Annotated in this window: 22 protein-coding genes; 12 read left to right on the top strand and 10 right to left on the bottom strand. The window is 61.7% G+C overall.

From position 1 onward, the window contains the following. Window positions 1-16 precede the first annotated feature (16 nt). The 3 genes from kdpB to kdpF are packed head-to-tail and all read right to left on the bottom strand — an operon-like array spanning window position 17 to window position 2370. Entirely contained in the window at window positions 17-2086 is a 2070-nt protein-coding gene (gene kdpB / locus ACQKKX_RS06255; RefSeq protein ID WP_427569620.1) for a potassium-transporting ATPase subunit KdpB, read from the bottom strand. A gap of 37 nt (window positions 2087-2123) precedes the next feature. Then, window positions 2124-2270, bottom strand: coding sequence for a hypothetical protein (locus ACQKKX_RS06250; protein ID WP_427569619.1), 147 nt, complete (start codon window positions 2268-2270; stop codon window positions 2124-2126). Window positions 2271-2280: 10 nt separating this feature from the next. After that, window positions 2281-2370 carry a K(+)-transporting ATPase subunit F gene (gene kdpF / locus ACQKKX_RS06245; RefSeq protein ID WP_427569618.1) on the bottom strand — a complete coding sequence of 30 codons (90 nt, stop codon included), beginning with the start codon at window positions 2368-2370 and terminating at the stop codon, window positions 2281-2283. A gap of 243 nt (window positions 2371-2613) precedes the next feature. Here kdpF and ACQKKX_RS06240 point away from each other — a divergent pair, with 243 nt between their 5' ends. Beyond that, window positions 2614-2760: a hypothetical protein gene (locus ACQKKX_RS06240; protein ID WP_427569617.1), complete on the top strand. Its 147-nt coding sequence runs from the start codon at window positions 2614-2616 to the stop codon at window positions 2758-2760. Between the two features lie 146 nt (window positions 2761-2906). Here ACQKKX_RS06240 and ACQKKX_RS06235 read toward each other — a convergent pair whose 3' ends face one another. Further along, window positions 2907-3941: a dipeptidase gene (locus tag ACQKKX_RS06235; protein WP_427569616.1), complete on the bottom strand. Its 1035-nt coding sequence runs from the start codon at window positions 3939-3941 to the stop codon at window positions 2907-2909. Between the two features lie 204 nt (window positions 3942-4145). Between ACQKKX_RS06235 and ACQKKX_RS06230 the strand changes: the two genes are divergently transcribed. From ACQKKX_RS06230 to ACQKKX_RS06200, 7 genes are all read left to right on the top strand, one after another. Next, window positions 4146-5744, top strand: coding sequence for an ABC transporter substrate-binding protein (locus ACQKKX_RS06230; RefSeq protein WP_427569615.1), 1599 nt, complete (start codon window positions 4146-4148; stop codon window positions 5742-5744). After that, window positions 5741-6754 (top strand): ABC transporter permease, encoded by a 1014-nt coding sequence (locus tag ACQKKX_RS06225; protein WP_427569614.1) that lies wholly within the window; start codon window positions 5741-5743, stop codon window positions 6752-6754. The genes ACQKKX_RS06230 and ACQKKX_RS06225 overlap by 4 nt, the downstream gene beginning before the upstream one ends. Then, a complete protein-coding gene (locus ACQKKX_RS06220) occupies window positions 6751-7653 on the top strand; it encodes an ABC transporter permease (RefSeq protein ID WP_427570102.1) in 903 nt (300 codons plus the stop codon). The genes ACQKKX_RS06225 and ACQKKX_RS06220 overlap by 4 nt, the downstream gene beginning before the upstream one ends. Before the next feature lie 3 nt (window positions 7654-7656). Then, window positions 7657-8484: an ABC transporter ATP-binding protein gene (locus ACQKKX_RS06215; protein WP_427569613.1), complete on the top strand. Its 828-nt coding sequence runs from the start codon at window positions 7657-7659 to the stop codon at window positions 8482-8484. Continuing rightward, complete coding sequence (locus tag ACQKKX_RS06210) at window positions 8481-9224, top strand: ABC transporter ATP-binding protein (RefSeq protein ID WP_427569612.1); 744 nt, start codon at window positions 8481-8483, stop codon at window positions 9222-9224. The genes ACQKKX_RS06215 and ACQKKX_RS06210 overlap by 4 nt, the downstream gene beginning before the upstream one ends. Before the next feature lie 140 nt (window positions 9225-9364). Further along, window positions 9365-10873, top strand: coding sequence for a serine hydrolase domain-containing protein (locus tag ACQKKX_RS06205; RefSeq protein ID WP_427569611.1), 1509 nt, complete (start codon window positions 9365-9367; stop codon window positions 10871-10873). Between the two features lie 25 nt (window positions 10874-10898). Beyond that, window positions 10899-11822, top strand: coding sequence for a LysR family transcriptional regulator (locus ACQKKX_RS06200; protein ID WP_427569610.1), 924 nt, complete (start codon window positions 10899-10901; stop codon window positions 11820-11822). A gap of 57 nt (window positions 11823-11879) precedes the next feature. On the opposite strand, the gene ACQKKX_RS06195 is transcribed toward ACQKKX_RS06200, so the two are convergent. Together ACQKKX_RS06195 and ACQKKX_RS06190 are read right to left on the bottom strand one after the other, a co-directional pair. After that, window positions 11880-12746, bottom strand: coding sequence for a D-amino-acid transaminase (locus ACQKKX_RS06195; protein WP_427569609.1), 867 nt, complete (start codon window positions 12744-12746; stop codon window positions 11880-11882). 21 nt (window positions 12747-12767) lie between these two features. Continuing rightward, window positions 12768-13817, bottom strand: coding sequence for a P1 family peptidase (locus tag ACQKKX_RS06190; protein WP_427569608.1), 1050 nt, complete (start codon window positions 13815-13817; stop codon window positions 12768-12770). A 284-nt stretch (window positions 13818-14101) separates the two neighbouring features. On the opposite strand from ACQKKX_RS06190, the gene ACQKKX_RS06185 reads away from it, so the two are divergent. From ACQKKX_RS06185 to ACQKKX_RS06175, 3 genes are all read left to right on the top strand, one after another. After that, the gene (locus ACQKKX_RS06185; protein ID WP_427569607.1) at window positions 14102-15319 is read left to right on the top strand and encodes an acetate/propionate family kinase; all 1218 of its coding nucleotides are present in this window, start codon (window positions 14102-14104) and stop codon (window positions 15317-15319) included. A gap of 99 nt (window positions 15320-15418) precedes the next feature. After that, window positions 15419-17560 (top strand): phosphate acetyltransferase, encoded by a 2142-nt coding sequence (gene pta, locus ACQKKX_RS06180; protein ID WP_427569606.1) that lies wholly within the window; start codon window positions 15419-15421, stop codon window positions 17558-17560. Window positions 17561-17689: 129 nt separating this feature from the next. Then, complete coding sequence (locus ACQKKX_RS06175) at window positions 17690-18892, top strand: M24 family metallopeptidase (protein WP_427569605.1); 1203 nt, start codon at window positions 17690-17692, stop codon at window positions 18890-18892. Window positions 18893-18896: 4 nt separating this feature from the next. On the opposite strand, the gene ACQKKX_RS06170 is transcribed toward ACQKKX_RS06175, so the two are convergent. From ACQKKX_RS06170 to ACQKKX_RS06155, 4 genes are all read right to left on the bottom strand, one after another. Beyond that, window positions 18897-20141, bottom strand: a complete 1245-nt coding sequence (locus tag ACQKKX_RS06170) for an NAD(P)/FAD-dependent oxidoreductase (protein WP_427569604.1) — start codon at window positions 20139-20141, stop codon at window positions 18897-18899. Window positions 20142-20228: 87 nt separating this feature from the next. Further along, the gene (locus tag ACQKKX_RS06165; protein WP_427569603.1) at window positions 20229-21191 is read right to left on the bottom strand and encodes a dihydrodipicolinate synthase family protein; all 963 of its coding nucleotides are present in this window, start codon (window positions 21189-21191) and stop codon (window positions 20229-20231) included. A 103-nt stretch (window positions 21192-21294) separates the two neighbouring features. Next, window positions 21295-21999: a GntR family transcriptional regulator gene (locus ACQKKX_RS06160; RefSeq protein WP_427569602.1), complete on the bottom strand. Its 705-nt coding sequence runs from the start codon at window positions 21997-21999 to the stop codon at window positions 21295-21297. Between the two features lie 77 nt (window positions 22000-22076). Continuing rightward, the gene (locus tag ACQKKX_RS06155; protein WP_427569601.1) at window positions 22077-22946 is read right to left on the bottom strand and encodes a GntR family transcriptional regulator; all 870 of its coding nucleotides are present in this window, start codon (window positions 22944-22946) and stop codon (window positions 22077-22079) included. Window positions 22947-23068: 122 nt separating this feature from the next. Between ACQKKX_RS06155 and ACQKKX_RS06150 the strand changes: the two genes are divergently transcribed. Further along, on the top strand, window positions 23069-23836 hold the full coding sequence (locus ACQKKX_RS06150) for a LamB/YcsF family protein (RefSeq protein WP_427569600.1): 768 nt from the start codon (window positions 23069-23071) through the stop codon (window positions 23834-23836). Window positions 23837-23867: the final 31 nt, after the last annotated feature.

Raw genomic sequence — 23867 nt, 5'->3', positions numbered from 1 at the left:
TCATGAGGATTTCCGATCAGGCGAGGTTGAGGGCTGCCACGGCCATGTCGATCAGCTTGATGCCGATGAAGGGTACGACGAGACCGCCGAGGCCATAGATGAGGAGGTTGCGACGCAGCAGCGGGCCGGCGCCGATCGGCTTGTAGGGGACGCCCTTCAAGGCCAGCGGGATGAGCGCGATGATGATCAGCGCGTTGAAGATGATGGCGGACAGGATGGCGCTCTGCGGTGAAGACAGATCCATGATATTGAGCGCGTCGAGCCCCGGATAGAGCGTGACGAACATGGCCGGGATGATGGCAAAATACTTTGCCACGTCATTGGCGATCGAAAACGTCGTCAGCGAACCGCGCGTCATCAGGAGCTGCTTGCCGATCTCGACAATCTCGATGAGCTTCGTCGGGTCGCTGTCGAGATCGACCATGTTGCCGGCCTCGCGAGCGGCAACCGTGCCGGTGTTCATGGCGACGCCGACATCGGCCTGGGCAAGCGCCGGCGCATCATTGGTGCCGTCGCCGCACATGGCAACGAGCTTGCCCTTGGCCTGTTCGTCCCGGATCAGCTGTAGCTTGTTTTCCGGCGTTGCCTGAGCCAGGAAATCGTCGACGCCGGCTTCGGCAGCGATGGCCGCCGCCGTCATCGGGTTGTCGCCGGTGATCATGACGGTGCGGATTCCCATCTTGCGCAGTTCCGCGAACCGCTCGCGGATCCCGCCCTTGACGATATCCTTCAGGTGAACGATGCCGAGCAATCGACCGTCACGGGCGACCGCGAGCGGCGTGCCTCCGGCGCTCGCGATTTCATCAGCAATGGACTGTCCTTGCGCGATCGCGGCCTCCGATGTGGCGGTGCCGCCGGCAGCAAACTGCAATCGCAGGTGTTTGATCACGGAATCGACCGCGCCCTTGCGGATCGAGGAACCGTCGACATCCACGCCGCTCATGCGGCTCTGGGCGGTAAACGGCACGAAACTGGCGTTGAGTTCCTTCATGTCGCGCGCCCGAAAGCCGTATTTTTCCTTGACGAGCACGACGATGGAGCGGCCCTCGGGCGTTTCGTCCGCCAGAGAGGAAAGCTGGGCGGCATCGGCAAGTTCCTGTTCGGACACACCTTTCACCGGACGCAATTCGGTGGCCTGGCGATTGCCGAGCGTGATCGTGCCGGTCTTGTCGAGCAGAAGGGTATCCACATCACCAGCCGCTTCGACCGCACGGCCGGACATGGCAAGCACATTGAAACGGACAAGACGGTCCATGCCGGCAATGCCGATAGCCGAGAGAAGCGCGCCGATCGTCGTCGGGATAAGCGTGACGAACAGGGCAACGAGCACGACGATCGGTATTGCGCCGCCCGCATAGGCGGCGAAGGCCGGGATGGTGGCCGTTGCCATCACGAAGATCAGCGTCATGGCGGCAAGCAGAATGTTGAGCGCGATCTCGTTGGGCGTCTTCTGCCGTTCGGCCCCTTCCACGAGCGCAATCATGCGGTCGATGAAGGTCGAGCCGGCCGCTGCCGTGATGCGCACCTTGATCCAGTCGGACAGAACCTGCGTGCCGCCGGTGACGGCCGAACGGTCGCCGCCGGATTCGCGGATGACAGGCGCGGATTCACCGGTGATGGCTGCCTCGTTGACCGACGCGATCCCCTCGATGATCTCGCCATCCGAAGGGATAATGTCGCCGGCCTCGACGAGCACGATATCGTTGACCTTCAGCGCGGTGCCGGCGACTTCCTTCCACGCCCGCCCCTCCGGCGAGATGAGGCGTTTGGCCTGGGTCTCTGTTCGGGTCCTGCGCAGACTTTCCGCCTGCGCCTTGCCGCGACCTTCCGCCACCGCTTCGGCAAAATTGGCGAAAAGAACCGTGAACCAGAGCCACAGGATGATCTGGAAGGAGAAGCCGAGACCTTCGGCGCCAGTCACCAGATCCTTGACGAACAGGATCGTGGTCAGCAGCGATACGGCAGCGACCACGAACATGACAGGGTTTCTGGCCATGGTTCGCGGATCGAGTTTCGTGAATGCGCCGCCGATGGCGGGCAGGAGTATGCGAGCATCGAACAGGCTCGTTGTCTTCGGTTGGCTCATGGGAGACCCCGGTGGCTATTGTTTATTGAATTCTGGATCAGCTTGCAGTCGACAGCTGAAGGATCAGCATGGGCACGAGTGCGACCAGCCCGATGACGAACGTCATCAGGAGAATGACGCTCGACGCCCGACACGTGGCGCGCGCATCGAAGCGCGAACGAAGGAAGCGGCCGAAACTGGACATGGGAAAGGCCTCAGAAGCGCTCTGGGCGCCAAAGGGCATAGGCAAGATAGATCGTGATGAGCAGGGTCACGGCTCCGCTCAGGATATAGTCGAATGTCATATGCACAGTCCTTCGAAAGCGCCGCAAAGGCCTGCGGCGCCTCCTATGTGCGACGCCAGGCCGTAGGATTTCGAGACGCCGGCAGATGCGAAGAAATATGAAAACCATAGGAATTCCGCAGACGATGCGCGCTGCCTGCGACGCTGTCGACGTTTGAGAAAATCCTATGAAAAAGGCCTGCGGCCCGAATGGAGATCCTATGCGGCGAGGCGTAGATCAGGCCAACCCATCGGAGCCATCATCATGTATCCCCACCCGATGATCGCGTTTGCGATTTCGACGGCAAGCGTCCTTGCCATCCTCGCCTTTACGGTTTACCGGGCGCGCCGTGAAAGACAGGCGCGCAAGCTGCGATCGCATCTGCGCCGGCCGCCAAGGCTTCTGCCCTGACTGGATGCCGCGATTGCTTTGCAGACGGCAGACTGGGCACCGAGTTCGGCTCCAAGCCGGCAATCCTCCGAGCTACGTTTCGCGCGTTACCGCCCCTGCGCTGGGGCGGCGATGATGCAACCGCGCTGCGCCTTGGCTGACACCGATCAGGCCCAGCTGCGTTCCAGAACGGAAATCCAGTTTTCGTGCGCGATCTTCTTCAGATCGGCGTCACTGAAATCGTGGCGACGCAGCGCTTCGATCAGGCGTGGCAGGCCGGTCGCGTCCTTCATTTCGGCAGGAATGGTTGTGCCATCGAAGTCGGACCCAAGCGCGACGCGATCGATGCCGATCCGCTCGGCGATGTAGGCGACGTGGCGCACCAGCAGATCCATGCTGGTATTGGCATCCTTGACGCCGTCGTCGCGCAGAAACAGCACGCCAAAATTGATGCCGACGAGGCCACCGGTATCGCGGATCGCGTCGAGCTGGCGATCGGTCAGGTTGCGGCTATGGTTGCACAGCGCATGCACGTTGGAATGCGAGGCAACGAGCGGCGCATCGGAGAGTCTGGCAATTTCCCAGAAACCGGCTTCGTTCATGTGCGACAGGTCGACCATGATCTTCAATTCGTTGCAGGCGCGGATCAGGTCACGGCCGGCTTCGGTCAGGCCCGGACCAATATCCGGCGTCGACGGGTAACGGAACGGCACCCCGTAGGCAAAGATGTTGGGGCGGCTCCAGACCGGACCGAGCGTACGCAGCCCCGCCTGATGGAGAACATGAAGCGCATCGAGATCGGCCGCGAGCGCTTCGGCACCCTCGATATGAAGGACGGCGGCAAAGCTTCCGGTTTCGATCGACCGGCGGATGTCGTCCGCCGTCCGGCACACCGTCACGCCACCATCGGAACGGGCCTCGATGTCGAACAGAAGCCGCGCCATGGCCAGCGTCTCATTGAGCGCCTCGGGCTGCGCCGGCGTTGGGTAGTCGCCATTGGCATCCTTCGTCATGCTCGGCGACGGAACGTAAATGGCGCAAAGACCGCCGGCGAGACCGCCTGCCTTTGCCCGTGGCAAGTCGATATGGCCCACATCCTCGCCTTCGAGAAACCGCTGGACCGGATCCGCACGACCATCCCGCCGCAGCCGCAGCAGAACATCGTTGTGACCATCGAAAACCGGGAGCAAAGTATTCAACATTTTGAAGTGTCCTGCCGGAGCTGTAAGATATCGGTTATCCGTAAGCAGGCGTGCTGGCCACCGCAAATGCATTCGGCGCATAACCTGTGCGAAAAATGGAATTGGCAGCCCCGTAAACGCACTGTTAAAACGCGGCGCAATTGCGGCAAAACTCGCTGACCCCTTAAATCCCGGGGGTACGGCCTAATGAAGGGGAATAAAGCAATGGTATCCAGACGCAACTTTCTGATCGGCGGCGCGGCCGTCCCGTTCCTTTCCTATCTCGAACTGGCCGAAACCGCCTTTGCGGCCACACCGAAGGACATTCTGGTCGTTGCACAGCAGCTCGACAACATGACCAGCCTCGACCCGCATGAGGGTTTTGAGGCTGTCGGTGGCGAGATGATCAGCAACATGTACCAGAAGCTGGTGCGCGCCAATAGCGACAACCCCGACACCGTGACCCCGGTCATCGCCGCTTCCTGGGAAGCCGATGCCGACAACAAGGTTTTTACCTTCAAGCTGTCCGACCAGAAGTTTGCGTCTGGCGCCGCCGTGACCGCCGAGGACGTTGCGTTCTCGTTGCAGCGCGCCGTCAAGATGAACAAGAGCCCGGCCTTCATCATCAACCAGTTCGGCTTCACGGCTGACAACGTTGAAGCGCGTATCGTGGCCAAGGACGAAAAGACCGTCACGCTCACGACGGAAAACCCGACCGCGATCTCCTTCCTCCTGTTCTGCCTGTCGGCAAACATCGGCGCCATCGTCGAAAAGAAGACCGTTCTTGAAAACGAAGTGAACGGCGACCTCGGCAATGCCTGGCTGCAGAAGAACAGCGCCGGCTCCGGCCCGTTCAAGCTGCAGGCCTGGAAGGCTTCCGAAAGCATCGCACTGACGCTGAACGAACACGGCCCCTACAAGGGCAATCTGAAGCGTGTCATCATCCGCCACGTTGTCGATCCGTCCTCGCAGATGCTGATGCTGCAGAAGGGCGACGTCGATATCGCACGCGACCTGACGTCGGAACAGCTGAAAGCCCTGCAATCCAACGATGACATCACACTGGTGCGCAAGCAGATCGCCTCGCTGGTGCTGATCTCGCTCAACCAGAACAATGCCAACCTTGCCAAGCCGCAGGTCTGGCAGGCGGTGAAATGGGCGCTCGACTACGAAGGCATGCAGAAGAACATCGTGCCTTTGACGCATGTCGTTCATCAGAGCATGGAACCGGCCGGCTTTCCGGGCACCGTTTCCGACACGCCGTTCAGCCAGAATGTTGAAAAGGCCAAGGCGCTGATGGCGGAAGCCGGCCTCGCAGACGGGTTCGACATCACGCTCGATCACTATTCGGCACAGCCCTACCCGGACCTCGCCCAGGCGATCCAGGCAAACCTCGGCGCCATCGGCATCCGCGTCAAGCTGCAGTCGGCCGAGAACCGCCAGGTGCTCACAAAGATGCGCGCCCGCGGCCACGAAATGGCGTTGTCTGCATGGGGCACGGACTATTTCGATCCGAATTCGAACGCCGAAGTGTTCTGCATCAACAAGGACAATTCGGACGACGCCAAGAAGAAGCCGTTCGCATGGCGTTCCAGCTTCAAGAATGACGACCTGACCGCCAAGGCAGAAGCTGCCCGCGACGAAAAGGACCCGGCAAAGCGTCTGGAGCTTTACGAAGCCCTGCAACGCGAGTTCATGGAAAACAGCCCCTTCGCCATCATGTTCCAGACGACGAAGACCGCAGCCTGCCGCAAGAACAACACCGGTTTTCAGCTTGGCGTTCTGTCTGAAGGCAATTCCTACCTCGAGACTTCCAAGTCGTGAACAAGCGTTTCAAAAGCCTTGCAGCAACACTGAGCAGCGTCCTCCTGACGCTGTTCGGTTTGACTGTGCTCACATTCCTCATCGGCCGGGTCATGCCGGTCGATCCGGTCATTGCCGCCGTTGGCGACAATGCGCCGGAGGATGTCATTCTTCGCGTACGCGCCGAGATGGGCCTTGATCAGCCCATTCCGGTGCAGTTCCTGCATTACCTTTCGCAGCTCGCGCATGGCGATTTCGGCATGTCGGTTCTGACCAAGAACCCGGTTGCCGAAGATATCGTCCGCTTTTTCCCGGCGACATTCGAGCTTGCGACCGCAGCTTTGCTGCTCGCCATGCTGGTCGGCATTCCGCTCGGCGTCTGGGCAGCCGTGCGTCAGGGTTCGTTCACCGACCAGACGATCCGCGTCGTCTGCCTTGCCGGCCATTCGGTGCCTGTCTTCATGCTGTCGCTGATCTCGCTCTTGATCTTCTATTCATGGCTCGATATTGCGCCCGGTCCCGGCCGTCAGGACATCATCTTTGACGGCATGATCGACACGGTGACAGGCATTCTGACGATCGACACACTGATCGCGGGCGATTTCGATGCCTTCTGGGATGCGCTTGCGCATATGGCCCAGCCGGTCATCATCCTTGCCTATTTCTCGATGGCCTATATCGCCCGCATGACACGCGCCTTCATGATCGACGCACTGAAGGGCGAATATGTCATCACCGCACGTGCAAAGGGTCTGTCGCTGACCACCGTCATCTGGGGCCACGCCTTCCCAACGGTTGCCGTCCAGCTCGTCACGGTCATCGCACTCACCTATGCCGGCCTTCTCGAAGGCGCCGTGGTGACCGAGACCGTGTTCTCTTGGCCGGGCATCGGCCAATATCTGACCGTCTCGCTTATGAATGCGGACATGAACCCGGTCGTCGGCACCACGCTTCTGATCGGCATCATCTATGTCGGCCTCAACCTGATTGCGGACATTCTCTACCGCGTCCTCGATCCACGGGTACAATAATGATCGCCACCTTTCGAAACTGGGCGCTGGACGAAAATCCGTCCTCGCGCCGCCAGGCCGCCTGGGGCAACTGGTACCGCATCTGGCTGAACCTGCGCGGCAATGCGCTCGGCATGATCGGCCTGACCATCATCGCCATCTTCATCGGCATCGCCATCTTCGCGCCGCTTCTGGCAACGCATGATCCGGCGGCACAGGATCTCGGCAACCGCCTCAGCGCGCCGACCGCCCTGCACTGGTTCGGCACCGACGAGCTCGGCCGCGATATCTTTTCGCGCCTGCTTTACGGTGGCCGTGTCACGCTCGGCATGGTTATCGCCGTCGTCGTGCTCGTCGCACCGGTCGGCCTCGCCATCGGCTGCATCGCCGGTTATTTCGGCGGTGTCGTCGATACGGTGCTGATGCGCCTGACCGACATCTTTCTCGCCTTCCCGCGCCTCGTTCTGGCACTCGCCTTCGTGGCAGCCCTGCAGCCGGGTGTCGAAAGTGCCGTGCTCGCCATCGCGCTGACCGCCTGGCCGCCATACGCCCGCATGGCGCGTGCCGAAACGCTGACCGTTCGCGGCAGCGATTTCATCGCCGCCTATCGCCTCACCGGTGGCTCTTCCTGGCGCATCATCTTCCGCCACATCATGCCGCTTTGCGTGCCGACGCTGATCGTGCGCGTCACGCTCGACATGTCCTCGATCATCATCACCGCCGCCTCGCTCGGCTTCCTCGGCATGGGCGCACAGCCGCCCTCGCCGGAATGGGGTGCGATGATCGCGACAGCCAAGCGTTTCATCTTTGAACAGTGGTGGGTTGCCGCCATTCCCGGCATCGCGATCTTCATGGTGTCGCTGGCCTTCAACTTCCTCGGCGACGCCCTGCGCGACGTTCTGGATCCGAAGGGGAACTGACGGATGCTGGTCGAAATCAACAACCTTCATATCGGCTTTGAAAGCCGCATCGGCTTCACACCCGCCGTCAAGGGCGTGTCGATGAAGCTCGGCACCGAAAAGCTCGGCATTGTCGGCGAAAGCGGTTCGGGCAAGAGCCTCACCGCCCGCGCCCTGATGAAGCTCCTGCCCAAACAAGCGCGAGTTCAGGCCGACAAGCTGGAATTCGACGGCATCGACATCCAGTCGGCGTCGGAAAAGCAGATGCGCACGATCCGCGGCAAGCGGGCCGGTTTCATCCTGCAGGACCCAAAATATTCGTTGAACCCGGTGAAGACGATCGGCAGCCAGGTGGCCGAAGCCTGGCGCACCCACAAGGGCGGCAGCAAGCGTGCAGCCCTTGAAGCGGCGATCAACCTTCTGGAAATGGTGAAGATCCGCGATCCGAAAAAGGTCGCCGCATCTTACCCGCACGAAGTCTCCGGCGGCATGGGCCAGCGCGTCATGATCGCCATGATGCTGGCACCCGATCCGGAACTGCTGATCGCCGACGAGCCGACTTCGGCGCTCGATGCCACGGTGCAGGCAGAAATCCTGCGCCTGATCGAGGAACTGGTGTCGGAACGCGGCATGGGCCTGCTGCTCATCAGCCATGATTTGCCGCTCGTTTCGCATTTCTGCGACCGCGTCGCCGTCATGTATTCCGGCCATGTCATGGAAGAGCTCAAGGCATCCGAATTGTTGTCCGCGCAGCATCCCTATACGCGCGGCCTTTTGAACTGCATGCCTTCGCTAATCCATCTCAAGGAGCGCCTGCCTGTCTTGACCCGTGATCCGGAGTGGCTGAAATGACCATCGAGATCGACAATCTGCGCATCTCCTTCGGTGACAAGGAAGTCGTCAAGGGCGTGTCCTTCAACGTTGCGAACGGCGCGAGCTTCGGCATCGTCGGGGAAAGCGGCTCGGGCAAATCCACCGTGCTGCGCGCCATGGCTGGCCTCAACAACGACTGGTCGGGCCGCATCGCCTTTTCCGGCGAAGACGCCCCGCTGAAACGCCCGCCGGCCTTCTTCCGCAAGGTGCAGATGGTGTTTCAGGACCCTTACGGTTCGCTGCATCCGCGCCAGACGATCGACCGCATCCTGTCGGAACTTCCGCTCGTACATGGCATGGACGATATCGACGGCCGTATTGCCAGGGTGCTGTCCGCCGTTGCCCTGCCGCAGACGGCACGTTTCCGCTATCCGCACCAGCTTTCGGGCGGCCAGCGGCAGCGCGTGGCAATTGCCCGCGCTCTGATCGCCGAGCCGGAAGTGCTGCTGCTCGATGAACCGACCTCGGCGCTCGACGTTTCAGTTCAGGCGGAAATCCTAAACCTTCTGGCCGACCTGCGTGCCGAGCGAAACCTCACCTACGTGATGGTGAGCCACAATCTCAGCGTCATCGCCCATCTTTGCACCGAAGTCGGCGTGATGATCGATGGCCATATGGTCGAACAGGTCACCGCCGAGGATTTGAGGCTCGGCAATATCGCCCACGCTCATACGCGCGAATTGCGCAGCCTGAGCGTGGAGTTGGAAGAACCGGCCTGAGGATAAAAGCCTCTTCTCCGTCATCCTCGGGCTTGACCCGAGGATCTAAGCCCTCGCCACGCATTCAACGTGGTTGGATCCTCGGGACAAGCCCGAGGATGACGACGGAGGGAGACAGAACCCGTCATTGGAGAAGCGAAATGTCGATCACAGCCAATTGGGAAGCCGCACGCAATGCCGTCAAAAAGTTCACCGGCGCATGGGGCAATGACCAGCCCGGCGGCGCGGTGATCGGCTTCGATGCGGCCGGCATCCGTTTCGCCGAAGCCGGCGGCGTCGAGAGCCTGTCGACCATGGCGCCGTTCTCCGCCGATACCGTCGTGCGTTACGCCTCCGTCACCAAACACGCCTTCTGTGCCATGGTGCTCTCGCACCCGGAGGCGATTTCCCTCGACGACACGCTCGGGCAGCATCTGCCGGAACTTCAAGAGCCGATGGCAAGCGTCACCGTCGGGCGTGCGCTCGACATGAGCGGCGGCCTGCCGGATACGCGCGAATGCCTCTCGTTGCTCGGCCTTTCGGTCTACACCGAAACCAAGGCCGGCCCACTGATGGAATTTCTCGCTCGTCAGACGCGCCTGAACTACGAAGCCGGCACGGAAGTCTCCTATTCCAATACCGGATACCGTCTCGTTGAGACGGCACTTGAGCGCAAGGGCCTGTTCTTCCGCGATTTCATCCGCAAAGCTGGCGCCGAGGCAAACGCCAGTTTTGACGCTCCCGACGTCTGGAACGATGCGGTTGCCGGTCTCGTGCCCGGCTACTGGCACGATGGCGAAAAATGGCAGCTTTCCGCCGCCGGCCTGCACATTTCCGCTTCCGGCAGCATGACCGGCAGCGCCACCAGCCTTGCCAACTGGGCACGCACGCTCCTCACCCGGCCAGGCGACTTCGCCGGCATTCTCGATCGCCTCGCTGCCCCCCGCGCTTTGGCTGACGGCTCTGAAAGCGGCTATGGCCTCGGCCTGCGGAGCACCCTTCTCGGCGGTCGTACCTTCACCGGCCATGGCGGCTCGCATCCCGGCTACAAGACCTATTTCCTTCTCGATCGCCAAACCCAAAGCGGTTTCGTCGTCGTTTCCAACCGCGAGGACACCAACGGCAACAAGATCGCGCAAGAGGCAATGGCCGGCCTGCTCGACCTCGCTTTGCCCATCGCCTCTTCGGCCCTGACCGAGGGGCTCTACGTCACCGAAACCGGCCCTTTCTGGATCGAGGTCAGGGGGTCCACCGTCACTTGGCTCGATGCCGATGACACGGCTTATGAAGACGCTGACGGCTACGTCTCCTCCTTCTCCGCTTCCTCACCGATGCGGCTGAAGATGGAAGGCGATTTGATTGTTGGCCAGATCGGTCATCCGCCGCGCAGGTTTCTGCCAGCGGTCGATACCGGTGTTCCGGCCTCGCTTTCCGGCCGCTGGTTCTCTGACGAGGGCGCCTATTTCGAGGTCGATGGCGATTGCGTCGTCATGGGTATCGGCCCGGTTCGTCACCGCATGCCCCTGAAGGCACTCGGCAATGGCCGCTTCCTGTTCACGCTCAAGGATGGTCCGTGGACCAAGCGCGTATGCCTGCACGTTCTTGCCGAAAATCGTCTTGAACTGGTGCTGTCGCGTGCAAGAATGATCGAATATAGCAAAGGCAGCTGATTGCTATTTGCCGCCAATCGGACCAATGGAAACCGCAGGCGGTTTTGCATGGGAGTTTGCGGTGGAAGTCAAATGGCTTGAGGATTTCCTCGCGCTCGCCCAAACGCTGAATTTTTCCAAGGCGGCGGATGAGCGCAACGTCACGCAATCGGCCTTCAGCCGCCGTATCCGGCAGCTCGAAGCCTGGGTCGGCAGCAGCCTGATCGATCGCGCCACCTATCCTTCACGCCTTACCGACGCCGGCAAACGTTTCGTGCCGATCGCCGAGCAAACCCTCCAGAACCTCTATCAAGCACGCCGCAATTTGCAGCATGAGGAGGGCAATGATGCCCGCACCGTCACGTTGACGGCGCTGCATACGCTGTCCTTCACCTTTTTCCCCGCCTGGCTGAGCGGTTTGCGGCAAACGCTGGGGCCGCTCGTCTCCAACATGCGGCCCGACTCCGGCAGCATGGAGGAAAACCTGAATTCGCTGATCGATGGCGATTCCGACTTCCTGCTCACCTACCAGAACCTGCATGTGCCGATGCTGCTTGATCCGCAGTTCGAACATCGCACACTCGGTGCCGAAACCATCATTCCTGTGAGCGCTGCCGACACGAATGGCGTTCCGTTGCACCGGCTGGAGGCCGGTTTCGCGCATATCAGCTACCAGAAGACGTCGTTTTTCGGCCAGTTGATGGCCGGCACGCTTGCCACACGCTTGCCGCCGGACAACCGTGTCCATGTCGGGAGCCATTCGGTCGGACTGAAAGCCATGGTGACGAGCGGCTGGGGATTGTCATGGATCCCGGAAAGCCTGGTCAGGGCGGAACTGGCGGACGGACGGCTTGTGCGTGCCGCCGGACCCGATTGGGATATCGAGGTCGAAATCCGCCTTTATCGCTCCAAAGAGAACCGGCGGCCCATCGTCAGAAAAATCTGGGATGTTTTGCTGGCCGCCGGCTAGTGCCGTCGCGCTCCAAACGGGGATTGTTTTAAGGAGCGCCACGGTGAACTCGAAAGATCACACCGCCGTGCGACGTGCATTGTCCATGTAAAGCTGGCGCAGACGCGTAAACATCACGCCCGGCTTGCCATCGCCTACCGGCTTGCCGTCGATGAAGGTGATCGGAACGATGAAGTTCGAAGCGCTGGTAAGGCATGCCTCACGGGCCGCCATGGCTTCTTCCGGCGTGAACGGCCGTTCCTCGATCGTCAGCCCCTGTTCGCGGGCGAGCTCGAGAACGGCGAGACGGGTGCAGCCCGGCAGGATGGCCGTGCCGTTGCCGCGCGTGACGATCTTGTCGTCATGGGTAATGATATAGGCCGTCGATGACGCGCCTTCGGTCACGAACCCGTCTTCAACCATCCAGGCCTCGTCACAGCCGTCGGCCTTGGCGATACGCTTGGCCAGAACCTGCGGCAGCAGACACACGGTCTTGATGTCGCGGCGTTCCCAGCGCTGGTCTGGCACGACCTTGACCTTCAGGCCCTTTTCGACAGCCGAAACGTGTTCCAGCGTCTTTTCCTGCGTAAACAGAAGCAGCGTCGGCTCAAGATTTTCCGAATAGAGGAAGTTCCGATCTTCGGCGCCGCGCGTGTATTGCAGATAGATCACGCCTTCGGTCAGCTTGTTGTCTTCAACGAGGCGCTTTTCGATGGCGACGATCTCATCGGTCGAAATCGGCAGATGGCCGCCAATCTCGCGCACGCTGCGCTCCAGACGCGTCATGTGCAGCGGGCTGTCGATCAGCTTGCCATCGAGCACCGCCGTCACTTCGTAGATGCCGTCACCAAACAGGAAGCCGCGGTCGAAGATCGAGATACGCGCTTCGTTTTCGGGCAGAAAGGCACCGTTCAGATAAACGATGCGGGGCGTTGCGGCAGGCATTAAGAACTCCAGTTTTCAGATTCAGCGACGCTTCAGCGCGTCGAGCGGAATGGCATGGTAGGTGGAAGGCTTGTCGGTGCCGGCATTGTAGCCATGCGTGGTCGTCGCCATCGTCACCGAATTGAGGATGGCTTCTTCCGAGGCCTCGATGACGGCCTCGAACAGCGGCGATACGGCATCGTTGGAAAGAACCGGATAGTTCGCGACCGCCTGGCGGCGCTCCGGCGTGCGACGAACCCCTTCGGCCGTGGAGAAGGCCAGAGCGTAATCGCCCGAACCGTTGCTAAGTGCGGCACCGGTGCGCGCCAGACCGCCGAAACAGCGTTCGGCAAGACGTTTCAGATTACGAGAGCAAAGCGGTGCGTCGGTCGCGACGATCATCACGATCGAACCGTCCTTGTCGTGCGCGCCGTCCGCCTCGTAAGGCTGGCCGGCAACCATCAGCTTGCCGCCATAGTTCGACTGCACGAGCACGCCGACGGTATAGGAAGCACCCGAAACGGACACGATGCGCGAACTCGTACCGATCCCGCCCTTGAGGCCGAATGCGACCGTGCCCGTGCCGGCACCGACCGCGCCTTCTTCCACCGGACCCGTTTTAGCGGCAGACAAAGCCCGCAACATTTCATCCACAGTGGGACGCGCGGAACGAATATCGTTGAGGCGCGAGTCGTTTGTCTCACCGACCACAGCGTTGAGCGAAACCACGCGCTCGTTGCCGGAAAGCGCCAGCGTATAGCGATTGATCGCCTCGATCGCGCGGCCCACCGCGAGCGTATTGGTCAACAGGATCGGGGTCTCGATCTCGCCGAGTTCCGCAATCTGGGTCGCGCCGGCAAATTTGCCGAAGCCGTTGAAGACGGCGAGTGCGGCAGGTACCTTATCCTGGAACAGATTGCCCGGGTGCGGCAGAATTGCCGTGGCACCCGTGCGGGTGCGCTCGCCCTCGACACAGGTCACATGCCCGACGGCGACACCCGCGACATCGGTGATCGCGTTCAGCGCCCCGGTCGGATAATGGCCGACGGAAATGCCGAGCGCACGCAGGCGCTCGCGTCTTTCGCTGTTCATGGAAGGGTTCCGCTCCTCGATTTGGCAAAACCCTACTCCAGTGCCGAGCCGACGGGCACAACAAAAACGGAATAGTTTCAGACCGCCTTTGCAACACCAGCCAAGCGAAATCGCCCTCCTATCGCCATCGCCAGCCACCGCGGCAGGTTGCGAAACGAAAACGTCATGCCTGCCTGTCGAGTGAGTGACGCTTGAAAAATCTGCGAAAACCCGACATTCATCCTTTCGTATCGCCTCGCCTTTACTGCTGGTTCAAAAAAGCTGTTTCAAAAGGTAATTTCCTCATGGCCGAAACCCGTCAACATGTTCTGGTGATCAATTGCGGCAGTTCCTCGCTGAAATTCAGCCTGTTTGCAGGAACGGCGCGCAGTGCGCTGCTTTCGGGTCTCGCCGAAAACCTCGGTCAGACCGATAGCCGGCTGATCCTCAAGGACCATGGCGGCAAGACGATTGTCGCACTCGATGGCGGCGGCCATGGTGCGGCGTTGCGACGGCTGATGGCGGAATTGCAGGATCGTCACCTGCTCGATGCCATCGGGGCGGTCGGCCATCGCATCGTGCACGGTGGCGAGCGCTTTCTGGATGCGACCCGCCTCGATATGGACCTGCTGACCGAAGTCGAGGCCCTTTCCTATCTTGCGCCGCTACACAATCCCGCCAACGTGCTGGGTGTCCGGGTCGCCATGGAGGTGCTGGGCTGGGTGCCGCATGTGGCGGTTTTCGATACCTCCTTTCACACGACGATTCCGAGGGCGGCGCACAGCTATGCGATCCCGCGCGCCTATCGTGACGCCGGGGTGCGCCGATACGGTTTTCATGGCACCAGCCACGGTTTCGTGGCGAGGGAAGCCGTGGAACTCCTCGGCCTCGATGCCGAAGATCACGGTCTCGTCATCGCACATCTCGGCAATGGTTCGTCGGCCACGGCCGTTCTGAACGGCAAGAGCGTCGACACGTCGATGGGGCTGACGCCGCTCGAGGGTCTGGTCATGGGTACGCGGTCCGGCGATATCGATCCCGGTGCGCTTTTTCATCTTTCCCGCCGCAACGGTTTGTCGATCGACGACCTCGACTCACTGCTGAACCGCGAGAGCGGGCTGCTTGGCCTGTCCGGTCTGTCCAACGATTGCCGCACGTTGGAAAGCGCGGCGGCCGAGGGGCATGACGGCGCCAATCTGGCGATGGATGTCATGGTTCATCGCCTTGCCCGCTATATCGGCGGCCTTGCCACGTCGCTGCGCCGTCTCGACGCGGTCGTGTTTACCGGCGGGATCGGCGAGAACTCGCCGCTGGTCCGCGAAAGGACAATCGACCGGCTAGGCGTGCTCGGCATCGTTTGCGACCAGGCAGCCAACGCTGCCATGTTTGGCGGTCGCACCGGCCTCGTCAGCGTCCAAAACGCCGGACCGGCGGCGCTCGTCATCGCGACCAACGAGGAATGGGCGATAGCCAACGAAGCGCGGCGCCATATGACCGGGTCGCAGCCGACTCCACCGGCTTGAGGCAAACGGCGATACCGGCCTCGACTGAAACGGGACGAGGTCTTGCGAAACGCAGTTCGCTGCTGGATGCAGCAGACAAACGTGAAAGGCGATAGCTTGATGACGGCACGCGTGATTTTCCTGGCGCCTCTCGCGCAGGATGTCGGTCTCACCTCAGTGGCGCTCGGTTTCGTTCGTGCCTTGCAGCGCGACGGACTGAAAGTCGGTTTCGTTAAGCCGATCGCTCAGCCGACTGTGAGCGATCATCCGGGTTCCGTGGCAAGCATGGCCGAAACCTCCAGCCATTTCGCACGCACGCTCTGCCTGACCGACGCGCCGGAGCCGATCGCCTTCGCCTATGCTGAAGACCTCTTGCGCAACGGGGAACTCGATCTGCTGTTGGAAGAGGTCGCGACGCTGACCGAAGCGGTGCGGGCCGACCACGACGTGGTGGTAGTCGAAGGACTGGTGCCGCTTGCCGATCTGCAGATCGCCCAGCGCCTGAATGTCGAGATTGCCCGCAGCCTCGGAGCGGACGTGGTGCCCGTCGTGAACGGAACCGACAATGACGCAAAGCGGCTGACCGATGCCGTCACGCTCGCCCGCCGGCAATACATGCGAGAAGCGAGCCGCCACTTCGCCGGACTGCTGGTCAACAAGCTCCCGGAAGCAGGCAGCCGGCCAGCGCTGGCCGAGGCGCTCGCAGCCGCCGGAATGGGCACCTGCGACATCATTGGCGCCATTCCCTACCAGCCCGGGCTCAATGCGCCGCGTCTCTCCGACCTCGTGTCCTCGCTCGATCTTGAGGTCATCCAGGGCGGGGACCTCGATGCCGTAAGGGTGCGCGATATCGTCGTCGTGGCGCGCTCGGTCGAAAACATGATCGACCGGCTGTTGCCGATGACGTTGGTCGTCATGCCGGGCGACCGCAGCGACGTGGCGCTTGCAGCCGCGCTTGCCCACGAACGCGGCATTCCGATTGCTGGCATCCTCCTGACCTGCGGCGCAAAGCTTGCTCCGCCGATCGCCGATCTCATCGCCTCTTCGGGCCAGACGGTCCTGCCGATCGTCCTGACGCAGGACGATACCTATGCCACGGCCTCCCGGCTGTCGCATCTGAGCTACCATGTCAGCCGTGACGATGGCGGGCATATGGAAGAGGTCATAGAATTCATGGCCGAACATATCGATACCGCATCGCTGCGCTCGAGGATCGGCACACCGGCCGAAGCGCGCCTATCGCCGCCGCGTTTCCGCAACCAGCTGATCGAGTTCTCGCGCCGTGCCAACAAGCGCATCGTGCTGCCCGAGGGCGAAGAGCCCCGGACGCTGCAGGCCGCCGTTATCTGCCACCGCAAGCGCATCGCCCGCTGCGTGCTGCTCGGCAACCCCGAAACGATTCATGCGCTCGCCAAGGCCCAGAAACTGGACCTGCCGGACGATCTCGAAATTCTCGATCCGGTCGCGGTGCGCGCAAACTACGTAGATGCCATGGTGGCGCTGCGCAAATCCAAGGGCATGTCGCCGCCGCAGGCCCTGGCACAGCTTGAGGACACGGTCGTGCTCGGCACGATGATGCTGGCGGTCGGCGAAGTCGATGGCCTGGTGTCGGGTGCCGTTCACACCACCGCCAGCACGGTTCGTCCCGCCCTGCAGCTGATCAAGACCGAGCCGGGTCAGAGCATCGTCTCATCGGTGTTCTTCATGCTGATGCCGGACCAGGTCCTGGTCTATGGCGACTGCGCAATCAACCCCAACCCGACGGCCGAACAGTTGGCCGAGATTGCCCTGCAATCCTCCGACACGGCACGCGCCTTCGGCATCGATCCGCGCGTCGCGATGATTTCCTATTCGACCGGCATGTCCGGCACGGGCGGCGACGTGGACAAGGTGCGCGAGGCCACGCGCATTGCGCGCGAAAAGAAGCCGGATCTGCTGATCGACGGCCCGATCCAGTATGATGCCGCAAGCGTGGAAAGCGTCGGTCGCTCGAAGGCACCGGAAAGCCCGGTCGCCGGCCGCGCCAATGTGTTCGTCTTTCCGGACCTCAATACCGGAAATACCACATACAAGGCCGTGCAACGCTCGGCCGACGTGGTCTCCGTCGGGCCGATGCTGCAGGGATTGCGCAAGCCGGTCAACGACCTTTCGCGCGGCGCGCTGGTGGACGATATCGTCTTCACCATCGCGCTGACAGCAATCCAGGCAGCCTCCCCACGCAATGTCGAGCAACTCCCGGCCGCAAGCGTGGCCGGAGAATGAGCGGCGGCCGGCCATAGAAGCTCGCAGCCGGCGGAAACGGTTCCATTCGACGCCGAACCGCGCTAGGTGAAAACGATCCGGGCCCGGCCCGGCCTCCCCGAAACTATTTTCTTCAGGCAGAGCCCCCGCATGAGCGCCCCCGTCTACAAGTCCTTTGAACAATCGCTTTCCGAATTTGAAAACATCGCGGCCGATGTCGCCCCGATTTCAACGGAGGAACTTGGGGCGCGCATCGCGAAACTGCAGGCGCTGATGCGCGAAGGCGATGTGAAGGCGGTCTATCTCGATACCTCGACCAGCCTGACCTACTTCACCGGCATGACGCTCGGCGCCAGCGAACGCCTGCACGGCGCGATCATTCCCTCTTCAGGCGCACCGGTCTATATCAGCCCCGCCTTCGAGGAGCCGAAGACGGTGACGCTGGTCAGGATCCGTGGCGCGATCGCGACATGGGAAGAGCACGAAGACCCGGCCCTTCTCGTTGCCGAACTCATCTGCGATCTCGATGCGGCCGGCAGGACGCTCGCCTTCGATCCGGCCACGCCCTTTGCCTTTTCCGCACCGATCGCTACCCATATCGGCTCGCGTCTGGCAGTGATCAGCGCGAAGGCCTTGATCGCCGCCTGTCGGCAGATCAAGTCGGCGACCGAAATCGCCATCATTCAGAAGGCGATGACGGCGAGCCTCAGGGTCCACAAGGCGGTGTGGGAAGGCCTTTACGAGGGCATGTCGACAACCGAGATCACCGATTTCATTGCCGCTGCCCACGCCAGGCTCGGCATGCGACACGTTTTTGCCGCCGCCCAGTTCGGCGAAGCGACCGCCTATCCGCATGGCGTGCCCTATGCCCAGACTCTGAAGCGGAACGACATGGTGCTGATCGATCTCGGCGGCCAAATCCATCGCTACAATTCGGACATTACCCGCACCTACATTTTCGGCACACCGACCGAGCGTCAGCGTGAGCTCTGGGATCTGGAGAAAAAGGCGCATCGGGCGGGCTTTGAGGCAGCCCAGATCGGCTCGGCCTGCGAGGATGTCGATGCGGCTGCGCGAAACGTGCTGACGCAGGCCGGCTATGGGCCGGATTACCAGGTCCCCGGCCTGCCGCACCGCACTGGGCACGGCCTGGGCATGGACCTGCACGAGGACCCGTATATCGTGCGCGGCAACAGGACCCTATTGCAGCCAGGCATGGTGTTTTCCGACGAGCCGATGCTGTGCGTCTACGGCGAATGCGGCGTGCGCCTGGAAGATATCATCTACATGTCGGAGACCGGCCCGGTCTTTTTCACCGAACCCGCGCATTCGATCGAAAGGCCGTTTGGCTGACCGATCAGCCGAAGCGTTGCGGCAAAAAGGCGGCGAGATCGATCGCTGCTGGCTGATCCGTCAGCATGTCCGCGACGATCCGCGCCGTTCCTGCTGACTGGGTGAGGCCGAGATGGCCGTGGCCGAAGGCGTAAAACACGTCGGTTACCGTCCTGGCCCGACCGATTGCCGGCAGGCTGTCGGGCAGCGACGGACGAAACCCCATCCACTGAACGCCGCCGTCGACCTTGAGGCCCGGCAGAAAGGCTTGCGCCTTTTGAAGCATGGCCTGCGACCGGTTGTAGTTCGGCGGCAGATCAAGCCCGCCGAGTTCTACAGCGCCGCCCACGCGGATGCCGGTCGACAGCCGTGTGACGACAAATCCATGGCCGCCGAACGTGACCTGCGTGCGAAGATCAAAGGCGCCCGGTGGCAGCGTGGTGTTGTAACCGCGCTCGGTTTCCAGCGGAATGCGTTCGCCAAGCGTGGCGGCAATGCGGTGTGAAAAAGCGCCGGTTGCCACAACGACCTTGCCGGCTGCGCGTCTGCGCCCATCCGCTGCGACGACCTGCGCTCCATCGCGAGCCTGGTCAATGGCGGTGATTTCGGCGATATCGATCGTCCCGCCGAGCCTGCGAAAATGCTCGGCGAGCGCCAGCGTGTAGAGTTTCGGATCGGCGATCGAATACCAGCCGGGCGTGAACGTTCCGCGGACGAAGCGCGCGGCGAGACCCGGCTGCAAGGCCGCCATTTCTCCGGCATCGACATGGTGAAACGCGATGCCATGCTCTTCACGCGCCGCCCAGCCCGGCAGGGAAGCCCGAAACTCCGCATCGCTTTCATAGACCTGCAGATTGCCGTCCTTGCGCAGCATGGAAAGCGTGCCGGTGGCGGACAGGAACGGCTCAAGCTCGGCTTTCGACAGATCCATCAACGCTGTCTGTGCGTTGGTGGATTGGGCCACGCGGGATGGCTGGCAGGCGCGCCAGAAACGCACCATCCAGGGAGCGATCTGAAGCGCATAGGCCGGCGGGATGGTGAGCGGTCCGAGCGGATCGAGCAGCCATTTCGGCGCCTTCCTGAGAAGACCGGGGGAAGCGAGCGGTAGAATGTCGCTGAAGGCGAAGGCACCGGCATTGCCTGCGGAAGCGCCGGCAGCCGGACCTTGACGGTCTATCACCGTGACGGAAAGACCGCGCGCCTGCGCCGCCACGGCAATGGAAAGGCCAATGACGCCTGCGCCGACCACGATGACATCCGACTTCTCCATTTTCCCTTCCTCCCGGCAGCCGCGGCGGCACGCCCGTTCGCTTTGCCCCATCAGAAAAGCCCCCGGGAGGGGGCTTGTCTCAAAAAGTCAGGCCTTGCAGGTCTGGACCGCCCCCGGCAGCTTGCTCCACTCGGCATACCAGGCGTCGAAGAGGGAGAGCTGGGTTTCGACATAACCGCGCTGGCTATCGGACAGCACGTCCGTCTCGATGAAATTCAGCGCATATTCCGCATCACCCTTCAGTACCATCATGTGCTTGAAATAAAGCACCAGATCCGGGCCTTCGTCGAAGGAAGAGAGCACACCGAGCGCCTCTTCCAATTCCTTCGCACGCATGCGCGCATCCGCATCGCCCTTGGCGGCCGCGATGGAGAGATTGCACAAATGCAGCACTTCCTTCGGCAGCACGTTGCCGATACCGGTAATGGCGCCTGTTGCCCCGCAATTGACGTAGCCGTGATAGACGGCGGTATCCACGCCGATCATCAGCGTCACATCGTCATCGCGGCTGGTGATGTTTTCGGCAGCATAACGCATGTCGTTCGGACCGCCGAATTCCTTGAAACCGACGAGATTCGGGTGTTCGGCCCGCAGTGCAAAGAAGAGATCGGCGCGGGTGGCGAAACCGTAATAGGGGCTGTTATAGATGACGGCCGGAAGATCCGGCGCGGCCGACAGGATGGCCTTGAAATGTGCCTTCTGGGCCGAAATGACCGAACCGCGCGAAAGAACGCGCGGAATGACCATCAGGCCCTGAGCGCCGACCTTTTGAGCATGTGCCGCAAGGGCCACGGCAGACGCCGAATTGATGGCGCCGGTGCCGACGATGACCGGAATGCCGGCCTTGACCAGGCGCTCGACGCCTTCCATGCGCTGCGCATCGGTCAGGAGCGGCCAGTCCCCCATCGAGCCGCAATAGACGACGGCCGACATGCCGGCATCGATCAACTGCCTCGCCTTCGACACCAGCGCGTCGAAATCAGGTGTCCGATCCGCCTTGCACGGGGTCATCAGCGCCGGCACGACGCCTGAAAAGATGTTTGCGGCCATTCCCGGAACTCCTCTTTCTTTGCAGCGGGCTACCTGTCCCGCCTCTTTCGAAACGAAGAATACGCTTTCTGCCATCCTTGTCGACAACAAATATACAATGACCTTACAGTTCGATGTCTACCCGGTCATGCCGCGTCAGCAGGCGACCGATCTGCTCGACGATCTGTTCGCCATGGACCTTCCCGAGCCGTTCGGCGGCACTGACATCCCGGGCTGCTATGGCGGCGATGATCTCTTCGTGTTCATCGACGAACCGCGTCGGCAGCCGGTCCTCATAGGACTGGTAATACAGCCGCAGCATGCGTCGTCCCTCATCGAGAAGCCGATCGAAGAAGCTGGCATAATAAGCGTTGCGACCGCTTGCGGCGATTGCCGAATGGAACGCGGCATTGGTGGAAATCATGGCCAAAGCATCCTGCGCGCGCACGGCGGCACTGAACGCGGCCTGGTGAGCGCGTATCGTATCAAGGTCTTCCGCCCTGTGATGCTGCGCGGCAAGACGCGTGGTGACGCGGTACATCAGCACAAGCGCGTCGAAATAGGCCGGCATTCCGAGAAAATCGATATTCGATACCATGGTCGAGCGATTGGGCAACGTCTCGATCAGGCCCTCGCCCGTCAGACGCACCAGCGCCTCGCGGATCGGCGTACGTGACATGCCGAACCGGGCGGCAAGTTGCACTTCGTCGATGGCGCTGCCCGGCGCGAGCTTCAGGTCGAGGATTTCATCGCGCAAAAGATCGTAAACCAGCCGGACGCCGGAACCGCGTTTGCGCTCCGTCGTCTGCTGGGATCGGGAATTGGTCATGGAGGAACCCCCTTGTCGACAGGACGTCTTCTGCTCTTACCGCATTGCCGGTAAAACGTCAGCCATTTGCGCGACTTTCAGCCGCCGGAACTGACCCGTGCATAGGCGCCGAGAATGAAACGTTCGGCCCTGACCAGATACGCTTCCAGCATCTGCGCAGCACCTGCGGCATTGCCCGCTTCGAGCGCGGCGACGATCTCGAGATTCTGGTCGATGAAAGGGCCGTGCAGGAACTCCGGATCCTTGAGCAGACCGAAGACCAGCCGGAGCTCCAGCGCAATCTGCGTATAGAATGTCGCCATGCGCGGGCTGTCCGACAGTTCCACGATAGCTGCATGGAAGGCGATGTCGGCACTGCCGACGCCGAGCCAGTCCTGCTCCTGGCGGCATCGGCGTGCCTCCTCCACCGCTGAGCGCATGCGCGCGACGGCCGGATGGCGGGGATGCGCCTGAGCCACAGCCGGGCATTCGATGAAGCGGCGAACGCGATAGATATCGATGATCGTCGACATGCTGGGCGTGGAAACGAACACGCCGCGATTGGCCTCGTAACGCAGCAGCCCTTCCTTGGTCAGCATGCGGAACACTTCCCGCAACGTATTGCGCGAGACCTGCAATTCGTCGCTTACCATCTGTTCAGAGAGATGGCTGCCGGGCGTCAGACGGCCGGAGATCACCTGCTCCCGGATCCGCGCCGCCACCGTCTCGGCCAGCGTCTGCGCCGGGTCCGATCCACGGGGAGAGAGAGGGTGCGTTTTCCCGTCAGCTTCGACAGATTTTCCACTCTCTTGTTTGATAGGTCTGCGCGCAGCCAAGCCGTTTTCCTTCCTCCAAGCCATTGATGCCCTCACTCCCGCGTAAAACGCCCCCGCCGTTTCCACAAGCGAATAGACGCTCAGGCAGCGCCAATAACGGAATAAAACCCTGCACAGTTCGCCGCTGCCCAATAGAAGTGCATTTGATGCTTTGTAGAGCAATTAGCAAAAATTGTTCAACACTATGGACAGTATTGCTGGTCTTTGTTAGCGTTTGGGTGAGCTTTTGGCCAACTAACGGGAGGGGAACTGTCATGCTGACCATCGATATCAACAGCGACCTGGGCGAAAGCTTTGGCGCGTGGAAGATGGGCGATGATCCGGCCATGCTCGATGTTGTCAGCAGCGCCAATGTTGCCTGCGGTTTCCACGCGGGCGATCCGGCCGGCATTTTCAAGACATTGAAAGCAGCAGCCGAGCGCGGCGTCGCCATCGGCGCCCATGTCGGTTACCGTGACCTTGCCGGTTTCGGCCGCCGCAACATGGACCCGACAAGCGAAGAACTGATCGGCGACGTGATCTACCAGATCGGCGCCCTGCAGGGTCTCGCCAAGGCCGCCGGCACGCGGGTTACCTATGTGAAGCCGCACGGTGCGCTCTACAACACAATCTCCATCGACAAGCGTCAGGCCAAGGATGTCATCGATGCCATTCTGGCCATCGATCCGTCGCTGGTGCTGATGGCGCTTGCTGGCTCGCAGCTTGTGGAACAGGCGCGCGCCACGGGCCTGGCCGTCGTTGCGGAAGCCTTTGCCGACCGCGCCTATACGCCGGAAGGCAATCTCGTATCGCGTCGCGAAAAGGGGTCCGTCCTGCACGATCCCGAGCTGATTGCCGAGCGCATGGTGCGCATGGTGAAGGACGGTGTGATCGAGGCAATCGACGGCACTCTGACAAAGGTCGACGCGCAATCGATCTGCGTACATGGCGACAGCCCGGGCGCCGTTGCCATGGCCAAGCGCCTGCGTGAAAAATTCGAGCAGTCCGGTCTCACCATCCGATCCTTTACCGCGGCTGCCTGAACCATCATGCAGTCCGTCGCCCTCACCTCCT

This window comes from Neorhizobium sp. NPDC001467, assembly GCF_050275975.1.
Classification (GTDB): domain Bacteria; phylum Pseudomonadota; class Alphaproteobacteria; order Rhizobiales; family Rhizobiaceae; genus Neorhizobium.
This window is presented reverse-complemented; position numbering and strand designations above follow the sequence as displayed.

Bases quoted from the DNA above. Each gene is read 5' to 3' on its own strand.
- kdpB (WP_427569620.1), bottom strand. From the start codon at position 2,086: ATGAGCCAACCGAAGACAACGAGCCTGTTCGATGCTCGCATACTCCTG.
- ACQKKX_RS06250 (WP_427569619.1), bottom strand. From the start codon at position 2,270: ATGTCCAGTTTCGGCCGCTTCCTTCGTTCGCGCTTCGATGCGCGCGCC.
- kdpF (WP_427569618.1), bottom strand. From the start codon at position 2,370: ATGACATTCGACTATATCCTGAGCGGAGCCGTGACCCTGCTCATCACG.
- ACQKKX_RS06240 (WP_427569617.1), top strand. From the start codon at position 2,614: ATGTATCCCCACCCGATGATCGCGTTTGCGATTTCGACGGCAAGCGTC.
- ACQKKX_RS06235 (WP_427569616.1), bottom strand. From the start codon at position 3,941: ATGTTGAATACTTTGCTCCCGGTTTTCGATGGTCACAACGATGTTCTG.
- ACQKKX_RS06230 (WP_427569615.1), top strand. From the start codon at position 4,146: ATGGTATCCAGACGCAACTTTCTGATCGGCGGCGCGGCCGTCCCGTTC.
- ACQKKX_RS06215 (WP_427569613.1), top strand. From the start codon at position 7,657: ATGCTGGTCGAAATCAACAACCTTCATATCGGCTTTGAAAGCCGCATC.
- ACQKKX_RS06210 (WP_427569612.1), top strand. From the start codon at position 8,481: ATGACCATCGAGATCGACAATCTGCGCATCTCCTTCGGTGACAAGGAA.
- ACQKKX_RS06205 (WP_427569611.1), top strand. From the start codon at position 9,365: ATGTCGATCACAGCCAATTGGGAAGCCGCACGCAATGCCGTCAAAAAG.
- ACQKKX_RS06200 (WP_427569610.1), top strand. From the start codon at position 10,899: ATGGAAACCGCAGGCGGTTTTGCATGGGAGTTTGCGGTGGAAGTCAAA.
- ACQKKX_RS06195 (WP_427569609.1), bottom strand. From the start codon at position 12,746: ATGCCTGCCGCAACGCCCCGCATCGTTTATCTGAACGGTGCCTTTCTG.
- ACQKKX_RS06190 (WP_427569608.1), bottom strand. From the start codon at position 13,817: ATGAACAGCGAAAGACGCGAGCGCCTGCGTGCGCTCGGCATTTCCGTC.
- ACQKKX_RS06185 (WP_427569607.1), top strand. From the start codon at position 14,102: ATGGCCGAAACCCGTCAACATGTTCTGGTGATCAATTGCGGCAGTTCC.
- pta (WP_427569606.1), top strand. From the start codon at position 15,419: ATGACGGCACGCGTGATTTTCCTGGCGCCTCTCGCGCAGGATGTCGGT.
- ACQKKX_RS06175 (WP_427569605.1), top strand. From the start codon at position 17,690: ATGAGCGCCCCCGTCTACAAGTCCTTTGAACAATCGCTTTCCGAATTT.
- ACQKKX_RS06170 (WP_427569604.1), bottom strand. From the start codon at position 20,141: ATGGAGAAGTCGGATGTCATCGTGGTCGGCGCAGGCGTCATTGGCCTT.
- ACQKKX_RS06165 (WP_427569603.1), bottom strand. From the start codon at position 21,191: ATGGCCGCAAACATCTTTTCAGGCGTCGTGCCGGCGCTGATGACCCCG.
- ACQKKX_RS06160 (WP_427569602.1), bottom strand. From the start codon at position 21,999: ATGACCAATTCCCGATCCCAGCAGACGACGGAGCGCAAACGCGGTTCC.
- ACQKKX_RS06150 (WP_427569600.1), top strand. From the start codon at position 23,069: ATGCTGACCATCGATATCAACAGCGACCTGGGCGAAAGCTTTGGCGCG.